Here is a 19,781-nt window from a genome sequence, read left to right as displayed (position 1 = left end):
AGCTTCGGAGCCCGGCGGCTGGCCCGCCGGGCGTCCTGACAGAAACGATCCCTGCTGATACTTACTCCAGGCACAGTGAAACGCAATCCATGCTTCATTCTTTTCTGCGTGCCAGCGCCCTACTGGTACCTGCGGTACTCTTCTCCAACCTGATCCAGGCCACTGAAGCCCCCTACCCAATTCAGGACACCCCGCTCACCGGCGGTGCCGGCAGTGTTAGTCAACACGACCAGAACGCTTACTCGCTGCCGCTGGCAAACATGTCGATGACCAGGCGTTTGGACTTCAGCGTAGGCAACAGTTTTTTCCGCAACCCCTGGGTTGTTGCTCCGGCGAGCACCGATGCCCGCGACGGTCTCGGGCCGCTGTTCAACACCAACTCATGTCAGGGTTGCCACCTCAAGGATGGGCGTGGGCACGCACCCGCGTCCATCGATATGCCCTCGGTTTCGTTGTTCCTGCGCCTCTCCGTTCCGGCGGACCCGGCACAGGATGCAGACCTGCTGCGCGAACATGGCCTCAAACCTGCACCCGTGTATGGCGGCCAGCTGCAAACCTCAGCCATTCCCGACATGAAGCCGGAAGCAGATATGATCGTTGAGTGGCAACCCGTCACCCAGACACTTGCAGACGGCACAGAGATCGTCATGCGCAAGCCGATTTACCATATCGAAAACCCCAACTACGGCCCGCTGCCGGATAACCTTCTGACCTCACCAAGGGTGGCATCGCCCATGATCGGGCTGGGCTTGGTCGAGGCGATTCCCGAGTCTGCCCTGCTGGCAAACGAAGATCCGAACGACGCTGACAGCGACGGTATTTCTGGACGCGCCAACCGGGTCTGGGACCGTACCAGCAAACAAACGGTTGTCGGCCGGTTTGGCTGGAAGGCCGGGCAACCCTCCATCCTGCAACAAAGCATGGACGCCTTCGCCGGTGATATGGGTCTGACCTCCAGCGTCGCCCCATCCACCGATTGCACCTCAGAGCAGGAATGCGAACGCTTCCCCGATGGCGGCCAGCCCGAGGTAACCGACAAAGTCGCCAGTTTTATCGAGTTTTACGCCAGCAGTCTGGCTGTCCCGACCCGCCGGGACATGGACGATCCGATCGTGAAGCAGGGTGCAAAACTGTTCAATGACCTGACATGCGCCGCCTGCCATACCCCAAGCCACACCACCGGTCAGGTCACGCGGCCGGAACTGAGCAACCAGATCATCTGGCCCTACTCCGACTTTCTTCTGCATGACATGGGGCCGGGGCTGGCAGATGGACGCCCGGAATTTCTCGCCGATGGCAACGAGTGGCGCACACCGCCGCTGTGGGGGCTTGGCCTGACCAAGGTGGTCAACCCGCAGGCCGGCTTTCTGCACGATGGCCGGGCGGAGACCATTGAGCACGCTATTCTCTGGCACGACGGCGAGGCGCGCGCAGCCGCCGACGGCTACCGTCAACTGCCAAAGAATGAGCGTGACGCCTTGATTCGCTTCCTCAACTCCCTGTGAGGCAACACATGACCTTGACCCTTTCCCGGTTACTTCTGGCCACCACTGCCACCCTGGGCATTAGCGTCGCAGCGCAGGCGCAGGACACCTCCGCCCGAGCAGCCTGGCATGCCCAGATTGGGCATGGCTACCAACAGCTGGCAAGCCAGACTGAACAATTCGCCCAACGGGCAGACACATACTGCGCCGCGCCCGGCAGCGACGACCTCAATGAGGTCAAGGCCGCATGGAGCAGCGCCTTTGCAGCGTGGCAGTCCGTTCGCTTCGTGGATTTTGGCCCTATTGAGCAGAACACACGTGCCTGGAAGTTTCAGTTCTGGCCCGACCCCAAGAATCTGACCGCGAACAAGGCCCGCTACTGGCTCAAGCCCGAGCGTGGTGAAATTACCGAACAGGCGCTTGCCCGCGACAGCGTTGCCATCCAGGGCTTTCCGGCCGCCGAGTATCTGCTGTTCGATGCCCAGGTAGCCGATGGCGAGCAAGCGCTGCCAGATGCGCGCTCCTGTCAGTTACTGACGGCAATCGCGCACAACCTGCAAACCAACGCGAGCGGCCTCAGCAGTGACTGGCAACAGTTGCAGGCACGTTATCTGCAGGTTTCCGACTATGACAACGGCACCCTGACTGCAGCCATGCACGCCCTGGAGATCATGGCTGACTGGCGTCTGGCGGCGCCTCTGGGGGCGCGAGGCAACGGCAAGCCTAATCCCTACCTGGCAGACGCCTGGCGCTCGGGGCAATCACTGGACATGATCCAGGCGTCACTGCAGGGGTTGGCCGACTATTTCGTTCCCGGGCTGAATGCCCTGATGGCCGAGAATGATGCCCTGCCGCTGGCCGAACAGTTCAGCGCCCAATTGAGCCGAACCCTGGCCCGATTCGACACTCTGCCTGCCGATATCACACCGCTGCTTGAAAGCGAGGAAGGTATCGCCAGTCTCAACGCGCTGCTGGCCGACGTCCGTACGACCGGCCAACTGTTGACCGGGCCGATCGCGGCCGAACTCAATGTGGTGCGCGGATTCAACTCCAGCGATGGAGACTGATCGATGCTTGATCGACGCCGCTTTCTCAAAGCGTCCCTGGCAGCCGGCTCATTCGCAGCACTGACAGCCTGCAGCACGCGCTGGCCGTCAAACAATGCGCCGCCGCTGATCCTGGTCAGTGCCGTAGACGATGAAGCCGGGCAGCACTATATCGGCGCCGTCGATGCAGCCGGCCAGGCTCGCTTGCAGATACCTGTTCCAGAGCGCTGTCACGGCGGATGTGCGCAGCCACACGGAGATCATGTCGTCGTTTTTGCCCGCCGGCCCGGACGACTGATTCATGTACTCAACACGCGCCGGGGCGAGCTGGAGCGCACCATTGAGGCAGGCGACGGCTACCACTACTACGGCCATGGTGTGTATAGCCAGGATGCACGTTACCTCTATGTCACCATGAACCATTACCACACCTCTGCGGGTCTGGTTCGAGTCTACGATGCGTTTGACGGCTACAGCGCCGTAGCCGACTACGACCTCGCCGGCATCGGGCCGCACGAACTGCGCCTGCATCCCGATGGCGTTACGCTGGTTGTCGCCCTTGGCGGTATCGAAACCCACCCGGACTACGACCGCATCAAGCTGAACCTCGACCGAATGGCGCCCGCGCTGATACTGATGGACCGGCGAACCGGCGAAATCAGCGCACGCTACACCCCCTCACATCATCAACTCAGCTGCCGACATCTGGATGTGAGCCCTGATGGTATCGTCATCGCCGGCTATCAGTATGAAGGGCCGGAATGGGAGTCACCCCCGCTGGTCGCACGTCTCGACTCGGCCACCGGCGTCTTCAGCGAACTGGATTGGCCAGTAGAGGAACTGCTGCCACTCAGGAACTATACCGCCAGCATCGCAATCAGCCGGCAAAGCCCCTATGCCGTTGTCACAGCTCCTCTCGGTGGCCTGGCGCTGATCATTGACTACCGCTCGGGCAAGGTCATTCAGCGCGTACCGGTGACGGACGTTGCAGGTGCCCTGCCCCACGGCAAGAACGGATTTATCGTATCTTCAGGGATGGGGGGCGTATATCAGCTTTCGGCAGACAGCGATCAGGCACTGCTGCGCGGAACCTATCCCATGCGTTGGGACAATCACCTCACGCCGGGGCAGTACCTGGCAAGTTGACCAGAAGAAACCCGGTCGCCACCGCTCAGCGGCTGGCGACCATTTTGGATATACATTGCCGGGACTCCTCCGGCAGGTCGATAAAGTGCATACCGGTCCAGAACTGCTCGCCGTTGATGCTGACACGGTTCCAAAGGCTTTCAGCATCAAGCAGAAATTCATTCACGCCATTAAGGGTCATCGGCAGATTGACCTGAAGAGAAAAGGCCCGGTTCAGATCAACCGGACGATTGCTGAGCAGCATCAGGCCCTCCTCATGAAGGTCTACCACACGACCAAGGTGGTCTCCGGTATCCAGGTCAAAAACCTCCAGACTGCTGCTCATCTGATGCCGTTCCAATCGCCTTCGCTCTGTCATGTCGTACTCAACTTCTCAGGGGAGACTGCCGGTGACAAGGTCACTTCAGCAAGCCCAGTTTGCGGGAAAAAAATAGTGGCGAAAAGCTATATCGACACCCATTTTATCTAACCAATCCACATTTCCATGATTGTTCCTGAAGAAGCCACCAGCGGCGCATTGTCACTTCATGCAACCTGCTGTTTCGGGGTATTGTTCTGATACCACACCCGTATACCAAGGAATCTAACATGCGATTCAATCGTTTCTCCTTGCTCCTGATCGGCTGCGCAATGGCCCAATTAGTTAATGCCCACGAGTTTGAAGCCGGATCGTTACACATTGACCACCCCTGGTCGCGCGCTCTGCCGCCTGTTGCACCAACCGGAGCCGCTTACCTGCAGATCAGCAATCAGGGAGAGCAAAGTGACACGCTTCTGGGTGCCGATACCCCGGCCGCAGAAAAAGTGGAGATTCATGAACACGTCCACGCTGACGGACTGATGAAGATGCAGCGTGTTGATCGCCTGGAGCTTGCCCCCGGTCAGACCGTTCTCTTCCAGCCCGGCTCGTACCATCTGATGCTGTTCAATCTGAAGCAACCCTTGCAGGCAGGCGAACAGTTTCCGTTAACCCTGCACTTTGATCGGGCGGGCGACGTACAAGTAATGGTGAATGTACAGGCAGAGGATGAGCCAGCATCCTCGAACGCCGACTCGGGTCACATGCATCACTGATCGGGGCGATCGCGATCAAGCAGATGGAAGCGCGGCAGTTCCAGATGCCAGCGGATGGCAGCCAGCCTGATCGAAAGCACCAGAGCAATGCAGATGGCGATGCCGAGGTCTTCGTGCAATCCCAATGACTGCAGGCCGATATAAGCCAGGGAACCGACAATACACGCAGTGGCGTATATTTCCTTTTGAAAGATCAGCGGGATTTCATTACAGATGATATCCCGCATGACCCCACCTGCGACCCCGGTCATTACCCCCATGATCACGGCTGCACTGACCGGCACGCCATAATTAAGCGCGACCTGAGTACCTATCACGGTAAATACTGCCAGGCCGAATGCATCTGCAACCAGCAGCCCCGTTTCATTGATGGGCCGGGTCAGTCGGACCCAGATCACCGTGCCGACAGCTGCCAACGTGGCAACCAGGATGTATAGGTCGTCGCGAATCCAGCTTACCGGGTGATTGCCGAGTATGGCGTCACGCAGAGTGCCACCACCCAGGGCAGTGATGATCGCGATGACCAGCACGCCAAACAGATCCATCGACTTGCGCCCGGCCATCAGCGCGCCCGTAATGGCAAATACCGCTACACCAAACAGATCGAAGACGTAGAACCAGTTCATTCAGGCAGCACTCCGAAGTGGCCCTGTTCAATCCTCTCGACTGGGAGTGCGCATGGTCACAAACTCCTCGGCTGCTGTGGGATGAATACCCAGCGTGGCATCGAACACAGCCTTGGTTGCGCCTGCCTTGATCGCGACCGCCAGCCCCTGCACGATCTCGCCCGCCTCGGGCCCGACCATATGCACCCCGAGCACCCGATCGGTGTCCTTGTCGACCACCAGTTTCATCAGACTCTGCTCGCTGCGGCCAGCCAGAGTGTTGCGCATGGCACGAAAACGGCTTTCATAGATGCGCAGACGATGGCCTTCGGCACGAGCTTGTTCTTCGGATAGACCAAGCGTCGCGATATTGGGAATGCAGAACACCGCCGTCGGGATATCATTATAGTCAACCGGCACATACTCCTCCGGCCGATACAACCGGCGCGCCAGCGCCATGCCTTCCGCCAACGCCACCGGTGTTAACTGCACGGTGCCGGTCACATCCCCAATCGCCAGCACCGCCGGGTCGGTAGTCTGGTAGTGCTCATCCACCCGAATGTTGCCTTTATCGTCCAGCTCCACACCCGTGTGTTCCAGCCCCAAATCGTCGGTGTGCGCGCGCCGCCCCGTGGCATAGAGCACCAGATCCGTTTCCATCTGCTCACCACTGGCGAGGGTCACGCTCAGTGACTGATCAGCATTACGCTCAATGCGGGCGACGTCGCCGTTGAACCGCAGCCTGACTCCCTTCTCGGCGAGCACAGAGGCCATGTGTTCCCGCACGCTGCGATCAAAGCCGCGCAGGAACAGCTCCCCACGATAGAGCTGGGTAGTTTCGCAACCAAGACCATGGAAAATGCCGGCAAACTCGATGGCAATATAGCCACCCCCAACGACCAGCACCCGTTTTGGCAGCTCATCGAGGAAGAACACCTCGTTGGAACTGATAACGTGCTCGTTGCCCGGGAAGTCCGGCACGTGCGGCCACCCTCCTGTTGCAATCAGAACACGCTCGGCACTGTAACGCCGACCATCTACCTCTACGTGATGCGAGTCGATGAATCTTGCCCGTCCTTCAATCAACTGCACGCCAGCGGATAGCAACAGGTTGCGGTAGATGCCGTTCAACCGACTGATCTCGGCATTCTTGTTGGCGACCAGACGCGGCCAATCGAAACCGGGGGCAGCAACATCCCAGCCATACCCGGCCGCGTCGGCAATGTCCTCGGCAAAATGTGCCGCATAGGAAAACAGCTTCTTCGGCACGCAGCCTACGTTGACGCAGGTCCCGCCCAGATAGCGATCCTCGGCTACAGCCACCCTGGCTCCGAATCCTGCTGCCATTCGACTGGCACGCACACCGCCGGAGCCGGCGCCAATAACGAAGAGATCAAAATCATACTGGGACATGGGCTGTATTCCTGCCTGGACTTGAGTAATTGCTCAAGCATACCCCAAAACAGGCATTGGCTCAGACTACCTTGCGCAGCAGTGGCGCAGGCGCGTCTACCGGCAAGCGGCCGACACCAAGATGACGAAAGCCGTGCGCTCCGACCACTGCCGGATCGTACTGGTTTCGGCCATCAATGATGACAGGTGCACGCATGAGTTGGGCCATGAGAGCGAAATCCGGCTGCCGAAACTGCTTCCACTCGGTCAACAGCGCCAACGCATCAGCTTGGTTTAGCGCGACATAGGGGTCGGAGAACAATTGCAGCTGACCCCTTGCAATAGCTGCCGGATAGGCTCGGGCGATGTTGTCACCGGCTACCGGATCAAACGCCTTCACCATCGTGCCGGCGGCCAGCAACTCATCAATCAGCTCGCGACTGGGCGCATCGCGAATATCATCAGTGCCAGGTTTGAACGACAGCCCCCAAACAGCGACGGTACAACCGGTCAAACGCTCACCATAGACCTTGCGCAACATGCGTAGCGGCCAGCCCTTCTGCGCCTGGTTTCGCTGTTCAACAGCGGTCAGAATCGGCAACTCCGTATCATGCTCCCGCGCCATGTGCAGCAGCGCGCGGATGTCCTTCGGGAAGCACGATCCGCCATAGCCACAACCGGCATAAATGAAATGGTGGCCGATACGCGGATCAGCACCAATCCCCTTGCGCACCTCCTCTACGTCGACACCAAGCAGCTCGCACAGGCTGGCCACTTCATTGATAAACGAAATCTTGGTCGCCAGGAAGGTATTGGCCACGTACTTGGTCATTTCCGCCGCACGCCGCGGCATGCAAAGAATGCGGTCATGGTTGCGGACAAACGGCTCATACAGTTGGCGCATGGTTCGCTCGGCGTCGGCATCCTCGGTACCGAGGATAATCCGGTCAGGCCGCATGAAGTCGTCGATGGCGGCCCCCTCCTTGAGAAACTCCGGATTACTCACCACACGATGCTGCCAGCCCAACCCTCGGCGCTGGCAAAGCTGGTCTAGAATCGCTTGCACCCGGCAGGCCGTACCAACCGGCGCCGTTGATTTGCAGACAACGATGGACGGGCTGTCCAAGAGCGCCCCGAGCTGCGCTGCCACCCCAAGAATTTGGGATATGTCGGCAGAGCCGTCCAGCGCCGGAGGTGTGCCAACCGCAATGAAGACAACGTCACTGTGGCTGAGCCCTGGGCCCAGTTGAGAGTGAAACGTCAGCCGTCCCGCACGCTGATTGGTCTGCAGCAACCCTTCTATTCCGGGTTCGTAGATCGGTGATACTCCACGCTGAAGCGCCGCAATACGCTCCTCATCAGCATCCACGCACGCAACCCGATTACCCATTTCGGCAAAACAGGCAGCCGTCACCAAACCAACATAGCCGCATCCAATAACCGTGATCTGCATGCCCGTCTCCTCAATGATGTGCAACGAGGATTGCGCCATGACGGCGTGACAGACGGATTACTCCAAGGTTAAGCCTTGATGACGTGCCAGCATTGTTACCACGACACGCCCTACCCCCATGGCAACGTGCAGGCTACAATCGGTGCAGGGCACTCCACCAGCGGTAGACCCCATGAAAGGCACTACGCCGGAAAATTCGCACTGGATCGTGCAACTCAATTACCGCAATCGTACCGGCTCGTTCGCACTGCTGTTCGCGGCCATCGGAGTTCACTTTGCAGGGCTTGAGCATGGATGGCTCGCCTGGACACTGCTTGCTCTCCAGTTCCTGCTGTATCCACACCTGATGTACCTGCGAGCAAGGCGCTCTGACGCTCCCCTGGCAACAGAGCTGAATAGTCTGTTATGTGATTCTGTGCTGTTTGGAATCTGGATAGGCTGGCTTGGCTTCCCCCTGTGGCTGAGCTACACCATGCTAATGGGCGTCACCATTAACCTTATGGTGTTTCGCGGGCCCAGAGGGCTATTGCAGTCGCTCTTCGCGCTAGCTTGCGGTATCGCCTTCTCGGCCTGGCTGCAGCCTTTGCACCTCACGCTGTACAGCAACTGGATATCCAACCTCCTCTGCATCACCGGTCTGAGTCTTTATCTGATGATGGTCGGTAACGTGGCATTTACGCGAAATCAGCGCATCCGCGAAGCACGCGATCAACTACACGAAAGCCAGGAGACGTTGCAGCAGGTCAACCGGGCACTCCAGCAGCAACTGCAGGAGAACACCGAGTTGCAGAACCAGCTGCGCGAGCTCGCCGACCGGGACCCGCTCACCGGCACATACAACCGCCGCTACTTCGACGTCACCATTGCAAGAGAGTTGAGCTACTGCAGACGCCACGGAACCTCCCTGGCACTAATTCTGATCGACATCGATCACTTCAAATCAGTCAACGACACCTACGGTCACCAGGCTGGCGATCAACTACTGATATCACTGGCTGACCTGCTCAAACGCAACTCTCGCGGCAGTGACATTATTTGCCGGTTTGGCGGGGAGGAATTTTTAATTGCACTGCCGGACACCGACTGTGCCACCGCAGCAGCTCGTGCCGAGGAATATGCCAGAGGGTTTTCCGATGCCGGCGCTCGGTGGCAAGGCCAGCAGATCAGCGCAACCTTGTCCGCCGGTGTCGCGAGCTTTCCCGAGCAGGCTGAGGATGCAGACAAATTGCTCAGGTGCGCAGATATCGCACTCTATCAGGCCAAAAAAAGCGGGCGTAACCGAGTGGTTGCCTATAGCGGGGAAATACGCTCGCAGATCCCTGCGACCGATTAGAGCGCAACGCTTCGGGGAATATAGTAGAAAACCAGAGCCAGCATGCAGAGCGCACCACCCCAGATCAACGCCATGCCGGTCGGCGTTTGTGAGCGAGAGAAGCCGCCACCGATAAGCAGGACCCCCAACGTAAAGATGGCTACCGTGACCCAGAACTGTTCACCGCTCATGCGCGCTCTCCTGCGTTGATTTGTTGGGAGTATATCGCAGGACAAACCCCGGCAATCCTGATTCACATCAGCTCACAGAAGGTTGTGCAAACGCAATCTTGCGGAGAGCGCAAAGCGCGAAACGCAATTCGCTGAGAAAGGTTTTGGCAACGGGAGTAAATCAGATTGGCTAGTGCGCAAATGACCGATTAACTCGAACATGCGCAGATGAACGCTCGCGCAAACGCATCGACATAGGGGCGCAATAACGAGAACAGAAAAGGAGTGCAAACCATCAAGGACCGCAACCGGCTTGCAGATCAGAAGAGGTTTTTACGTATCACGCAAGCCCGCATGGAAACTGGTGCCCGGAGCCGGGGTCGAACCGGCACGACCTAAAGGTCGAGGGATTTTAAGTCCCTTGCGTCTACCAATTTCGCCATCCGGGCGAAAGAAAAGTTGGAGGCCGAGGTCGGAATCGAACCGGCGTACACGGATTTGCAATCCGCTGCATGACCACTCTGCCACCCGGCCTCAAAAGAAATACGCTGCGCTGTGGATGACGTCAGCGCAACAAAAACTGGAGCGGGAAACGAGACTCGAACTCGCGACCCCGACCTTGGCAAGGTCGTGCTCTACCAACTGAGCTATTCCCGCTTAAAAACCTTTACTACTTGACCATCTGGTCGCGAGACCTCGCGAAGCTGCTCGCCCCGCCCCGACCTCGGAAGGTCGCGCTCTAACATCTGAGCTGATCCCGCTAAATGCCTTGCAATGCCTTAACGCTTGCTGTCTGAGGTTGCCAGACTGCTCACTGCATCGGACGGCGCTCATTCTATCCATCTGCGCCGGCCTGTCAAGTTATTGATTCAAAAAAAGTTATTTGGAGGAATTTTGATCACTGTCCGGGCGCAGATGGGGCCATGCCGCGATCAGATAGACCACCATGGACCACAAGGTCAGCACCGCCGACATCGCCAGCAATATGTAGCCCACAATAACCCAAAGCGTAAGCTCCGGGGGGTTGGCCAGCAACACAACCAGCGCCACCATCTGCAGCGCCGTTTTGTACTTCCCGAGCTTGGACACCGCGACATGGGCTCGCGCGCCCATTTCCGCCATCCACTCACGCAATGCAGAAATCACCAGTTCACGACCGATGATGATGGCGGCCGGAGCGGTAACCCAGAAGTTGGCATGGTGCTGCACCAGCAGGACCAACGCGATAACTACCATGAGCTTGTCAGCAACCGGGTCCAGAAAAGCCCCAAATGGTGTGCTTTGCTGCAGTTTTCGCGCGAGATAGCCATCCAGCCAATCGGTCACGCTGGCCAGGGTAAAGACCAGTGCTGCCGCAAGGTAGCTCCAGTGAAACGGCATGTAAAACAGCAGGATAAAAATGGGTATCAGCGCGACCCGGAGCAGGGTCAGGATATTTGGAATGTTCATGGGTTCCGCAGCCTTGGACGAAAGGCCATTCTAATCGCTATGCAGAACAGCATAAATCTGTTCTGCGAGTTTTTTACTGATCCCCGGTACTTTGGCAATTTCGGCTGCGCTGGCGCGCTTCAACTCCTGAAGACCGCCGAAATGTTTAAGCAGCTCTCGTCTGCGCTTGGGGCCAACGCCCGCGATACCTTCAAGACTGGAACTGGTTCTGGCCTTACCCCGCCGTTGGCGGTGGCCAGTGATCGCAAAACGGTGCGCCTCGTCACGAATATGCTGGATCAGGTGCAGCGCAGGCGAGTGACCGGGCAATACCAGTTCATTGTCCGGGGTGTTGAGGAACAGGGTTTCCATGCCTGCCTTGCGGGTTACACCCTTGGCAACGCCAACCAGCGTCAGGTCATGGATAGCCAGCTCCTGCAGCACATCACGCGCCATGTTCATCTGGCCCTTGCCACCATCGACCAGCAGGATATCCGGCATCTTGCCCTCACCGTCCTTGATCCGCGAGAAACGGCGCATCAGAGCCTGATGCATTGCCGCATAGTCGTCGCCTGCGGTAACACCTTCGATATTGAAGCGGCGGTAGTCGCTCTTGATCGGCCCCTCGGGCCCAAACACCACACAGGAAGCGACCGTCGCCTCACCGCTGGAGTGGCTGATGTCGTAACACTCCAGCCGCGTCGGCATGTCGTCAAGCTGCAGCGCCTGCTGCAAGGCTTCAAATCGTTGCTGGACATGCTGACGGTTGCTCAGGAGGCTGGCCAGTGACTGCTCGGCATTACTGCTTGCCAACTCCTGCCAACGTCGCCGCGTACCACGTACCCGCGGACTGATGCTGACGTTGAAGCCGCGCGCATCGCTCAACGCACGGGTAATGACAGCAAAGTCCTCGTGCTCGGCGTTAACAATAATTTCCGCCGGCACCTCGCGCTCGGCACTGCCCAGGTAATACTGCGGCAAAAACGCGGCGAGCACCTCACCAGGCTGCTGCTCGATCGGTACCCGCGGGAAGTGGTTCTTGCTGCCAAGCACTCGACCGTTTCGCACCATGATGACGTGCACACAGGCGCCCCCCGGGGCGACCGCTGCGGCAACAATATCGGCGCTCCCCTGCTCGGTGTCGATGCTCTGCTGATCCTGCACCCGGCGCAGCAAGGCGATCTGGTCACGCAATTCAGCGGCTCGTTCAAAATCCAGTGCGGTGGCTGCCTTCTCCATCGCCGCGGTCAGCTCGTCGTTGAGCGCGTTGCTGCGTCCTTCCAGAAACATGACCGAATGGCGCACGTCCTCGGCATACTCCGCCGCATCGACCAGCCCAACGCACGGTGCCTTGCAACGTTTGATCTGATACTGCAGGCAGGGCCGCGTGCGGTTACGGTAATAACTGTCCTCGCATTGACGCACAAGAAAGGTTTTTTGCAGCAGGTTTAGGCTCTCGCGAATGGCACCGGCGCTCGGATACGGGCCGAAATAACGACCCTTGGCGCGCTTGCTGCCTCGGTGCAGGCCCAGCCGAGGGAAGTCATCGTTACTGGAGAGAAACACGTAAGGGTAGGATTTGTCGTCCCGCAGCAGAATATTGTAAGGCGGACGGTTAGCCTTGATCAGGCTCTGTTCCAGCAACAGCGCTTCGGTTTCATTACCTGTGATCGTGGTATCGATCTGCTGAATGCGGGCGACCAGCGCTTCGGTCTTGGGGCTGAGCCCGGTCTTGCGGAAATAGCTGGACAGGCGCTTTTTCAGATTGCCAGCCTTGCCGACATACAGAAGTTCGCCGTCGGCATCGAACATGCGATACACGCCGGGCTTGCTGCTGGCCGAGGCCAGAAAGGCCTTGGCATCGAATACGGGTGAGCTGCTCACTGTCGGGACGGATCAACCATGCCGTGGCGTACCGCCAGCAGGGTCAGCTCGACATCACTGGTGATGCCCAGCTTCTCGAAAATGCGATAGCGATAGGTGTTGACGGTTTTCGGACTGAGGCACAGCTTGTCGGAAATGCTTTGCACCTTCTCGCAATTGACAATCATCAAGGCGATCTGGATCTCGCGCTCGGAAAGGCAATCAAAGGGCGAATTGCCGCCCGGGTTGAACTGCTTCAGGGCAAGTTGTTGCGCAATATCGGGGCTGATGTAGCGCAGTCCGGCGTGAACCTGGCGTATTGCCGTCACCATTTCGTCCAGCGCTGCCCCCTTGGTAACGTAACCTGCTGCCCCAGCCTGCATCAGACGCGTCGGAAAGGGCTCTTCGTCACAAACGGTTACGGCAATCACCTTTATGTGCTTGTCATGCTGGACCAGCTTGCGGGTAGCTTCCAGGCCACCGATACCCGGCATGCGCACGTCCATCAAGATGACGTCAGGCTTAAGCTCGCGGGCGCGAACCACGGCAGTCTCTCCGCTATCGGCCTCGCCTATGACAGACAGGCCCGGGACATCGCTCAGCATGCGACTGATGCCTGTGCGCACCAGGTCGTGGTCATCGACTACCAGTACCTTGATCAAGTCCTACCCCTTGAACAAACCGAACCGAGCTATCCCACCGGGAGCGGAGGCAGCATCCCGACACGCAGCCTTACTATAATGGGCGAACGCACCATCCTGCCCGACAAGGAAATGCTCTGTCAGGCAATGATCAGCGTGTTTTAGGCGCAACGATACCAAAACGACCAGCCAGATGAAATCACTTGTCCAGCTGCGCGAACTGCCGGTACCTGTCCAATGACTCAGCTACCATGGTCTGATGGACGTTATGGGTACTGCACGCAACACTGGCTGCAAACAACAGGCGCATAGCCCATGAACCAAAACAACAAGTTTACCCAGGCCGGCAAAACAGCGGTCATGCAGAACATTCAGGGCATCATCGGCTTTCTGCTTGGCTACCCGCCCTTCAATCTGATGGAGCAGGGTCATCTGGCTTGGCTGGTGGAGCACGCCCAGCTGCGTTTTTTTGCCGCTGGCGACCCCATTCTCCAGCCCCAGGATGGCCCCGTTCAACACTTCTTCATCGTCAAGCAGGGTTTGATTCGCGGTGAACGCGTAATCTCCGGCAACGACGAGCCCGATACCACATTTGAAATCGGTACCGGCGAGTGCTTTCCGCTGGCAGCCCTTCTGGGGGAGCGGGCTACGCGCACCCTTCACCGCGCAGCAGAGGACAGTTTCTGTCTGACGATCAACCGCGACGACTTCGTTACCCTGTTCAGCCAGTCAATGCCGTTCAGGGACTTCGCCCTGCGCGGTGTCAGCAGCCTGCTTGAACAGGTGAATCAACAGGCTCAGAAACAGGCGAGCGAAACCCTGGGAGCGCATTACTCCCTGGATACCAGGCTGGACAGCCTGATCGGGCGCGAACCTATCTGCTGCCCACCAGAGACCAGCATTCGCAATGCAGTCAAGCAGATGCATGAAGCAGGGGTCGGCAGTATCGTCATCATAGATCCGCAGCAGGCGCCGGCGGGCATTTTCACGCTGCGCGACCTGCGTGCACTGATTGCCAATGATGCCGCTGACCTGAATAACAGCATCGCGACCGTAATGACACCGCAACCAGCTGCGCTCCCCTCCTCCGCCAGCGCGTTCGACGCAGCCATCGCAATGACCAGGCGGCATATTGCACACATTTGTCTGGTCGATGATGGCAAGCTGGTTGGCGTTGTCTCCGAGCGGGACCTGTTCTCGCTGCAACGGGTCAACCTGGTGCACCTGGCCCGCACGCTGCGTCAGGCCGAAAGCATCCAGCGGCTGCGTGACTTGCGCAGCGACATTCACCAGTTGGTCGACAGCATGCTGGCACACGGCGCATCCTCCGGGCAGATCACCCGGATCATCACCCTGTTCAACGATCACACGGTGTGTCGTGTCATCGAGCTCAGCCTAGAGGAACACGGCGATCCTGGTATACCGTTCAGTTGGCTGTGCTTTGGCAGCGAAGGACGCCAGGAGCAGACCCTGCATACCGATCAGGATAACGGCATGCTGTTCAGCGCAGCATCGGGCGCAGAGGCCGATGCGCACCGCGAACGTCTGCTGCCGCTGGCCCGCCATATCAATAATGCACTCGCCGAATGCGGCTTTACCCTGTGCAAGGGCAACATCATGGCCAGCAATCCGGAGCTGTGTCTGTCCGCCCAGGAATGGCGGGACAAGTTTTCACGTCTGGTACGCAGCACCACGCCGGCCAACCTCCTGAGCTCTTCGATTTATTTCGATTTCCGGGTCGTATGGGGCGATAAACGCGGCCCGGAACAGCTCTTTGCCGAAGTCTTGCGCCAGATCGGCGGCAACACGCTGTTCCAGCAGCAGATGGCGCAAAACGCCCTGCTCAACCGGCCACCTATTGGCCGCCTGCGTGACTTTGTAGTGGCGCGCAGCGGCGCCGAGAAAGACACGCTGGATACCAAGGTGCAGGGGCTGAGTCCCTTTGTGGATGGCGCCCGACTGCTGGCACTGGCCAATGGTATCAGCGTCACAAACACCCTTGAGCGCCTGCAGCAACTGCGCGAACGCAGAGTGCTCGACCCTCAAGACGCCGACGCCTACATCGAGGGCTATCAGTTCATTCAGTTGGTGCGGATGCAGCAGCACCAGCAGCAGGAACGCGATGGCAAGACATTCAGCAACCGGCTGGACCCGGACACGCTCAACCAGCTCGACCGTCGCATTCTTCGTGAATCGTTCCGCCAGGCCAAGCGGCTGCAGGCCAGTCTGGCCTTGAGGTATAACCTGTGAACCCTCTCTCCTGGCTGGGCATTCGCCGCCGCGGGCTATCGCCAGCACAGCAGCAGCGGCTCGACGCACTGCCTGCCCCGCAACCACTGGATGATACCCCGCTGGATGATTGTCGCTTTGTGGTGGTGGATCTGGAGACCAGCGGGCTGAACGTCAACCGCGACCGTATTCTGTCGGTCGGCGCAGTGGTGATCGAACATGGCCTGATTTACCTGGGCAGCCAGTACGAATGCACCCTCTACCAGGAAAACCACCGTGTTACCGAGTCGGTACTGATTCACGGCATCGCCCCCAGTGCGGTGGCAGACGGCGTAGCGCCTGCTGACGCCCTGCTGGACTTCATGGACTTTGCCGGCACCTGCATCTTCGTGGCCTTTCACGCCGCCTTCGACCATCGCATGCTGCAGCGCGGCCTGCGTGACGAGCTGGGCCACCGGTTGCGACACCGCTTTGTTGATGTTGCCGAGCTGGCCCCTATGCTCTGCCCTGCCGGGGGGCGCAGGCAAAGCCTCGACGAGTGGCAACAGCACTTCAAGGTCGTCAATCAGCAACGTCATCATGCTGCTGCTGATGCACTGGCAACGGCCGAGTTGATGCTGATTCTGTTGTCACTGGCACGCCGGGAAAAACTTGAAACCCTGGCAGACCTGGATTCCCGCCTGCGTCACTGGCGCCGCTTGCGACAGGCTCGAATCGGCGCGATGTAGCGCGACAACCGGTATTTTGCCGTCATTTTGCGCCACCAAAACCGCTTTTATCGACAAGCAGCTCTGGCAAATGGCACTGATTCTTGATAGCGTGCGCGCCCTCACCGAATCACCCATCCCTATCCGGAGCATTCCATGAACAGACACGCCTGGCTGAAGTCATCTGTTGCCTTGGCCGTCACCCTCGCCGCCAGCAGCGCCAGCGCCAATGGCCTGAGCATCAACGAACAAAGCGCCAGCGGCATGGGAACTGGATTTGCAGGACGCTCATCCGCCGCCGAAGACGCCAGCACCCTGTTTGGTAACCCGGCAGGCATGTCCAGGATGGACAGAACCGAGGTCAGTGGTGGCTTTGCTACCATTTTCGCTTCTACCGATATTGATGACGCTCAGGGTTTCGCCTCGGGCACCAATAAGGGCGACATGGTTCCGACGGCAACCATTCCGTTCGCCTACCTGGTAACGCCGCTGAACGACCGCTGGCACGCCGGCATCGGCGTTTACGCCCCCTTCGGCGTGATCAGCGATTATGAGAAAGGCTTCCAGGGACGCTCGCATGGTCTGTATAGCATGGTTCAGGTCGTTACCCTGCAGCCCACTCTGAGCTACCAGGTCAACGACCGTGTATCCGTCGGCTTGGGCCCGACCATCAACCGTATCAGTGGCAAATTGACCAGCCAACCGCTTGCGGCGCTGGGCAGCGATGCCAAAGTCAACATCAAGGGTGATGACACCGGCTACGGCTTCAACGCTGGGGTGCTGGTGCAGGTTACCGATCAGGTGCGCTGGGGCCTGACTTACCACTCGGCCATCGACTTCGGCCTCGAAGGCCGCACTCGGTTCAGCGGCTTCAACCCGCAAATCGGGCCTGACGGCAGCTACGACGCCGCGCTGGACATCACCATGCCCGAATCGATCGACACCTCCATCACCTGGGAACTGGATGACCGTTGGACCGTTTACGCCGGCAGCACCTGGACCCGCTGGAGCCGTCTGGACAAGATCGTGGTTGAGAACAGCGGTTTGCTGGCACCCTACCAGCCTAACTTCGGCAGCATTGAAGAACAAATGAAGTGGGACGACATCGTCTCCTGGGCGGTTGGTGCATCCTACCAACTGAACCCGCAATGGGTTCTGCGTGCCGGCTTCACGTCCGATCCGTCACCAACCAACGACACCCACCGCACCGTGCGTATCCCGGTATCGGACCGCAAGGTCTTCTCGGTAGGCGCCGGCTGGGATGTTACATCAGACCTGACGCTGGATATCGCGTACTCCTACCTGCGTGAAGCCAAGGGTGAGATCAACACCGCGGACTACACCGCCGAGTTCCGCAACCAGGCACACGGCCTGGCAACTCAGGCCACCTGGCGCTTCTGATCGACGGGCAATAAAAAACGCCCCGCATGATGCGGGGCGTTTTTGTTTCAGTGCTGCTGATCAGTGATCAACCGCAGCGCCTGCTCCACGCGGGATACGAATATCCTCGATCAGGTGCTGGATCTTCTCCGGCGGCGCCTTGGTTACGGATGCAACCAGTACTGCAGCGACGAAGTTGAAGATCATACCCAGGGTACCGATACCTTCCGGAGAAATACCGAACCACCAGTCGTCTGCGGTCGCAGTCGGGTTGATGAACTTGTAGTAGACGATATAGCTGAAGGTGAAGGTCAGACCGACAATCATCCCCGCGATAGCGCCTTCCTTGTTCATCTTCTTCGAGAAAATACCCATGACGATGACCGGGAAGAACGAGGCCGCCGCCAGGCCGAACGCGAAGGCGACCACCTGCGCCACGAAGGCCGGTGGGTAGATCCCGAACAGACCGGCAATGGCGATGGCGACACCCGCAGCTACCCGGGCAGCAAGCAGCTCCTGCTTCTCGGTAATATTCGGTGCCATGTTGCTCTTGAGCAGGTCATGGGAGACCGAGGTTGAAATCACCAGCAGCAGACCTGCTGCAGTAGACAGCGCCGCAGCCAGACCACCCGCTGCAATCAGTGCAACCACCCAACCGGGCAGATCGGCAATTTCCGGGTTGGCCAGAACCATGATGTCGCGGTCCACGTACAGCTCGGTGGCAGCAGCAGTCGGCTCGTTGCTGATCAGACGCTCACCGTTGGCACCACGCTCATCAGTAAACTTCGGCGCACCAACGAACGGCGCGCCCGGGCCGTACTGAATCACGCCATCGTTGTTCTTGTCCTGCCAGGCGATCAGACCGGCATTTTCCCAGGTCTTGAGCCAGGTCGGCACCTGTTCGTAAGCGACGTTCGGCACCGAGGTCAGCAGATTGGTGCGAGCAAACGCAGCAACCGCCGGCGCAGTGGTATAGAGAATCGCGATGAACAACAGAGCGTAACCGGCCGATTTACGGGCATCACGCACGGTCGGTGTGGTGAAGAAACGAACGATAACGTGGGGCAGACCGGCAGTACCAACCATCAGCGCCATGGTGATGAAGAACACGTCAATGGTCGACTTGGACCCGTCAGTGTATGCCCCAAAACCCAGCTCAGCGCCCAGACCGTTCAGGCGTTCCAGTACCGATTGCCCGGTTCCGGTAACCTCGCTGCCAAAGCCCAGTTGCGGGATCGGGTTGCCGGTAATCAGCATGGAGATGTAAATGGCGGGAACCATGTAGGCGAAGATCATCACGCAGTATTGCGCCACCTGGGTATAGGTGATGCCCTTCATGCCGCCGAGAACGGCGTAGAAGAACACGATGGCCATGCCGATCACGACGCCGGTGTTGATATCCACTTCCAGGTAACGGGAGAACACGATGCCAACACCGCGCATCTGGCCTGCCACGTAGGTAAAGGAAATGAAGATCACACAGATCACCGCCACCACCCGCGCGGTTTGTGAGTAGTACCGCTCGCCAACAAACTCCGGCACGGTAAACTTGCCGAACTTGCGCAGGTAGGGTGCCAGACACATAGCCAGCAGCACATAGCCACCGGTCCAGCCCATCAGGTAGACCGAGCCATCGAAGCCGGTGAAGGAAATGATACCGGCCATGGAGATGAAGGATGCCGCAGACATCCAGTCAGCCCCGGTAGCCATACCGTTGGCAATCGGGTGCACGCCCTTGCTCGCCACATAGTACTCGCTGGTGCTGCCCGCACGAGACCAAATGGCAATGGCGATATACAGCGCGAAGGTCGCGCCGACGAACAGATAGATCAGAGTTTGGGTATCCATCGC

17 protein-coding genes and 3 tRNA genes are annotated in these 19,781 nt (G+C 58.8%); 8 read left to right on the top strand and 12 right to left on the bottom strand.

Features of this window, described 5'->3' with window-relative positions; all coding sequences use genetic code 11:
- Nucleotides 1-89: 89 nt before the first annotated feature.
- From AC13EY_RS04785 to AC13EY_RS04775, 3 genes are read left to right on the top strand one after another with little or no spacing between them, the layout of a single operon-like run.
- Complete coding sequence (locus tag AC13EY_RS04785; protein ID WP_482877142.1) at nucleotides 90-1,505, top strand: di-heme oxidoreductase family protein; 1,416 nt, start codon at nucleotides 90-92, stop codon at nucleotides 1,503-1,505.
- 8 nt (nucleotides 1,506-1,513) lie between these two features.
- Complete coding sequence (locus tag AC13EY_RS04780; protein WP_482877141.1) at nucleotides 1,514-2,551, top strand: imelysin family protein; 1,038 nt, start codon at nucleotides 1,514-1,516, stop codon at nucleotides 2,549-2,551.
- Nucleotides 2,552-2,554: 3 nt separating this feature from the next.
- A complete protein-coding gene (locus AC13EY_RS04775) occupies nucleotides 2,555-3,676 on the top strand; it encodes a DUF1513 domain-containing protein (RefSeq protein ID WP_482877139.1) in 1,122 nt (373 codons plus the stop codon).
- Nucleotides 3,677-3,701: 25 nt separating this feature from the next.
- Here the strand turns inward: AC13EY_RS04775 and AC13EY_RS04770 are convergent, their stop codons facing one another.
- Nucleotides 3,702-4,034, bottom strand: a complete 333-nt coding sequence (locus AC13EY_RS04770; protein ID WP_228244872.1) for a PilZ domain-containing protein — start codon at nucleotides 4,032-4,034, stop codon at nucleotides 3,702-3,704.
- A 230-nt stretch (nucleotides 4,035-4,264) separates the two neighbouring features.
- Between AC13EY_RS04770 and AC13EY_RS04765 the strand changes: the two genes are divergently transcribed.
- Nucleotides 4,265-4,750, top strand: coding sequence for a copper chaperone PCu(A)C (locus tag AC13EY_RS04765; protein ID WP_482877138.1), 486 nt, complete (start codon nucleotides 4,265-4,267; stop codon nucleotides 4,748-4,750).
- On the opposite strand, the gene AC13EY_RS04760 is transcribed toward AC13EY_RS04765, so the two are convergent.
- The 3 genes from AC13EY_RS04760 to AC13EY_RS04750 all read right to left on the bottom strand — a co-directional run bounded on the left by AC13EY_RS04760 (nucleotide 4,744) and on the right by AC13EY_RS04750 (nucleotide 8,200).
- The gene (locus AC13EY_RS04760; RefSeq protein WP_482877137.1) at nucleotides 4,744-5,376 is read right to left on the bottom strand and encodes a trimeric intracellular cation channel family protein; all 633 of its coding nucleotides are present in this window, start codon (nucleotides 5,374-5,376) and stop codon (nucleotides 4,744-4,746) included. The genes AC13EY_RS04765 and AC13EY_RS04760 overlap by 7 nt on opposite strands.
- Nucleotides 5,377-5,403: 27 nt before the next feature.
- Nucleotides 5,404-6,768 (bottom strand): glutathione-disulfide reductase, encoded by a 1,365-nt coding sequence (gorA, locus tag AC13EY_RS04755; protein WP_482877135.1) that lies wholly within the window; start codon nucleotides 6,766-6,768, stop codon nucleotides 5,404-5,406.
- 61 nt (nucleotides 6,769-6,829) lie between these two features.
- The gene (locus tag AC13EY_RS04750; RefSeq protein WP_482877133.1) at nucleotides 6,830-8,200 is read right to left on the bottom strand and encodes a UDP-glucose dehydrogenase family protein; all 1,371 of its coding nucleotides are present in this window, start codon (nucleotides 8,198-8,200) and stop codon (nucleotides 6,830-6,832) included.
- A 172-nt stretch (nucleotides 8,201-8,372) separates the two neighbouring features.
- On the opposite strand from AC13EY_RS04750, the gene AC13EY_RS04745 reads away from it, so the two are divergent.
- Nucleotides 8,373-9,533 (top strand): sensor domain-containing diguanylate cyclase, encoded by a 1,161-nt coding sequence (locus tag AC13EY_RS04745; RefSeq protein WP_482877131.1) that lies wholly within the window; start codon nucleotides 8,373-8,375, stop codon nucleotides 9,531-9,533.
- Here AC13EY_RS04745 and AC13EY_RS04740 read toward each other — a convergent pair.
- From AC13EY_RS04740 to gacA, 7 genes are all read right to left on the bottom strand, one after another.
- The gene (locus AC13EY_RS04740) at nucleotides 9,530-9,703 is read right to left on the bottom strand and encodes a hypothetical protein (RefSeq protein WP_233049688.1); all 174 of its coding nucleotides are present in this window, start codon (nucleotides 9,701-9,703) and stop codon (nucleotides 9,530-9,532) included. The two genes, AC13EY_RS04745 and AC13EY_RS04740, sit on opposite strands and share 4 nt — an antisense overlap.
- Nucleotides 9,704-10,044: 341 nt before the next feature.
- Nucleotides 10,045-10,131: transfer RNA gene (locus tag AC13EY_RS04735), tRNA-Leu, on the bottom strand.
- Between the two features lie 11 nt (nucleotides 10,132-10,142).
- Nucleotides 10,143-10,216, bottom strand: a tRNA-Cys gene (locus tag AC13EY_RS04730).
- A 47-nt stretch (nucleotides 10,217-10,263) separates the two neighbouring features.
- A tRNA-Gly gene (locus tag AC13EY_RS04725) sits at nucleotides 10,264-10,339 on the bottom strand.
- 222 nt (nucleotides 10,340-10,561) lie between these two features.
- Nucleotides 10,562-11,131 carry a CDP-diacylglycerol--glycerol-3-phosphate 3-phosphatidyltransferase gene (pgsA, locus tag AC13EY_RS04720; protein ID WP_088274197.1) on the bottom strand — a complete coding sequence of 190 codons (570 nt, stop codon included), beginning with the start codon at nucleotides 11,129-11,131 and terminating at the stop codon, nucleotides 10,562-10,564.
- Between the two features lie 30 nt (nucleotides 11,132-11,161).
- Nucleotides 11,162-12,994, bottom strand: coding sequence for an excinuclease ABC subunit UvrC (uvrC, locus tag AC13EY_RS04715; RefSeq protein WP_482877129.1), 1,833 nt, complete (start codon nucleotides 12,992-12,994; stop codon nucleotides 11,162-11,164).
- Nucleotides 12,991-13,635, bottom strand: a complete 645-nt coding sequence (gene gacA / locus AC13EY_RS04710; RefSeq protein ID WP_228244866.1) for a response regulator transcription factor GacA — start codon at nucleotides 13,633-13,635, stop codon at nucleotides 12,991-12,993. The genes uvrC and gacA overlap by 4 nt, the downstream gene beginning before the upstream one ends.
- 294 nt (nucleotides 13,636-13,929) lie before the next feature.
- Between gacA and AC13EY_RS04705 the strand changes: the two genes are divergently transcribed.
- From AC13EY_RS04705 to AC13EY_RS04695, 3 genes are all read left to right on the top strand, one after another.
- Entirely contained in the window at nucleotides 13,930-15,864 is a 1,935-nt protein-coding gene (locus AC13EY_RS04705) for a DUF294 nucleotidyltransferase-like domain-containing protein (protein ID WP_482877127.1), read from the top strand.
- Nucleotides 15,861-16,571 carry a 3'-5' exonuclease gene (locus tag AC13EY_RS04700; protein ID WP_482877125.1) on the top strand — a complete coding sequence of 237 codons (711 nt, stop codon included), beginning with the start codon at nucleotides 15,861-15,863 and terminating at the stop codon, nucleotides 16,569-16,571. The genes AC13EY_RS04705 and AC13EY_RS04700 overlap by 4 nt, the downstream gene beginning before the upstream one ends.
- A 135-nt stretch (nucleotides 16,572-16,706) precedes the next feature.
- Nucleotides 16,707-17,951: an OmpP1/FadL family transporter gene (locus AC13EY_RS04695; protein ID WP_482877123.1), complete on the top strand. Its 1,245-nt coding sequence runs from the start codon at nucleotides 16,707-16,709 to the stop codon at nucleotides 17,949-17,951.
- 60 nt (nucleotides 17,952-18,011) lie between these two features.
- Here AC13EY_RS04695 and AC13EY_RS04690 read toward each other — a convergent pair whose 3' ends face one another.
- Nucleotides 18,012-19,778 (bottom strand): sodium:solute symporter family protein, encoded by a 1,767-nt coding sequence (locus AC13EY_RS04690; protein WP_233049695.1) that lies wholly within the window; start codon nucleotides 19,776-19,778, stop codon nucleotides 18,012-18,014.
- Between the last annotated feature and the right edge of the window lie 3 nt (nucleotides 19,779-19,781).

The organism is Halopseudomonas sp. L-58 (assembly GCF_056859475.1).
The sequence above is the reverse complement of the archived record's forward strand: the minus strand, read 5'-3'. Positions and strand labels throughout refer to the sequence as shown.

Bases quoted from the DNA above. Each gene is read 5' to 3' on its own strand.
- AC13EY_RS04765 (WP_482877138.1), top strand. From the start codon at position 4,265: ATGCGATTCAATCGTTTCTCCTTGCTCCTGATCGGCTGCGCAATGGCC.
- pgsA (WP_088274197.1), bottom strand. From the start codon at position 11,131: ATGAACATTCCAAATATCCTGACCCTGCTCCGGGTCGCGCTGATACCC.
- AC13EY_RS04750 (WP_482877133.1), bottom strand. From the start codon at position 8,200: ATGCAGATCACGGTTATTGGATGCGGCTATGTTGGTTTGGTGACGGCT.
- AC13EY_RS04690 (WP_233049695.1), bottom strand. From the start codon at position 19,778: ATGGATACCCAAACTCTGATCTATCTGTTCGTCGGCGCGACCTTCGCG.
- AC13EY_RS04760 (WP_482877137.1), bottom strand. From the start codon at position 5,376: ATGAACTGGTTCTACGTCTTCGATCTGTTTGGTGTAGCGGTATTTGCC.
- AC13EY_RS04740 (WP_233049688.1), bottom strand. From the start codon at position 9,703: ATGAGCGGTGAACAGTTCTGGGTCACGGTAGCCATCTTTACGTTGGGG.
- AC13EY_RS04705 (WP_482877127.1), top strand. From the start codon at position 13,930: ATGAACCAAAACAACAAGTTTACCCAGGCCGGCAAAACAGCGGTCATG.
- AC13EY_RS04695 (WP_482877123.1), top strand. From the start codon at position 16,707: ATGAACAGACACGCCTGGCTGAAGTCATCTGTTGCCTTGGCCGTCACC.
- gorA (WP_482877135.1), bottom strand. From the start codon at position 6,768: ATGTCCCAGTATGATTTTGATCTCTTCGTTATTGGCGCCGGCTCCGGC.
- AC13EY_RS04775 (WP_482877139.1), top strand. From the start codon at position 2,555: ATGCTTGATCGACGCCGCTTTCTCAAAGCGTCCCTGGCAGCCGGCTCA.
- AC13EY_RS04770 (WP_228244872.1), bottom strand. From the start codon at position 4,034: ATGACAGAGCGAAGGCGATTGGAACGGCATCAGATGAGCAGCAGTCTG.
- AC13EY_RS04780 (WP_482877141.1), top strand. From the start codon at position 1,514: ATGACCTTGACCCTTTCCCGGTTACTTCTGGCCACCACTGCCACCCTG.
- AC13EY_RS04745 (WP_482877131.1), top strand. From the start codon at position 8,373: ATGAAAGGCACTACGCCGGAAAATTCGCACTGGATCGTGCAACTCAAT.
- AC13EY_RS04785 (WP_482877142.1), top strand. From the start codon at position 90: ATGCTTCATTCTTTTCTGCGTGCCAGCGCCCTACTGGTACCTGCGGTA.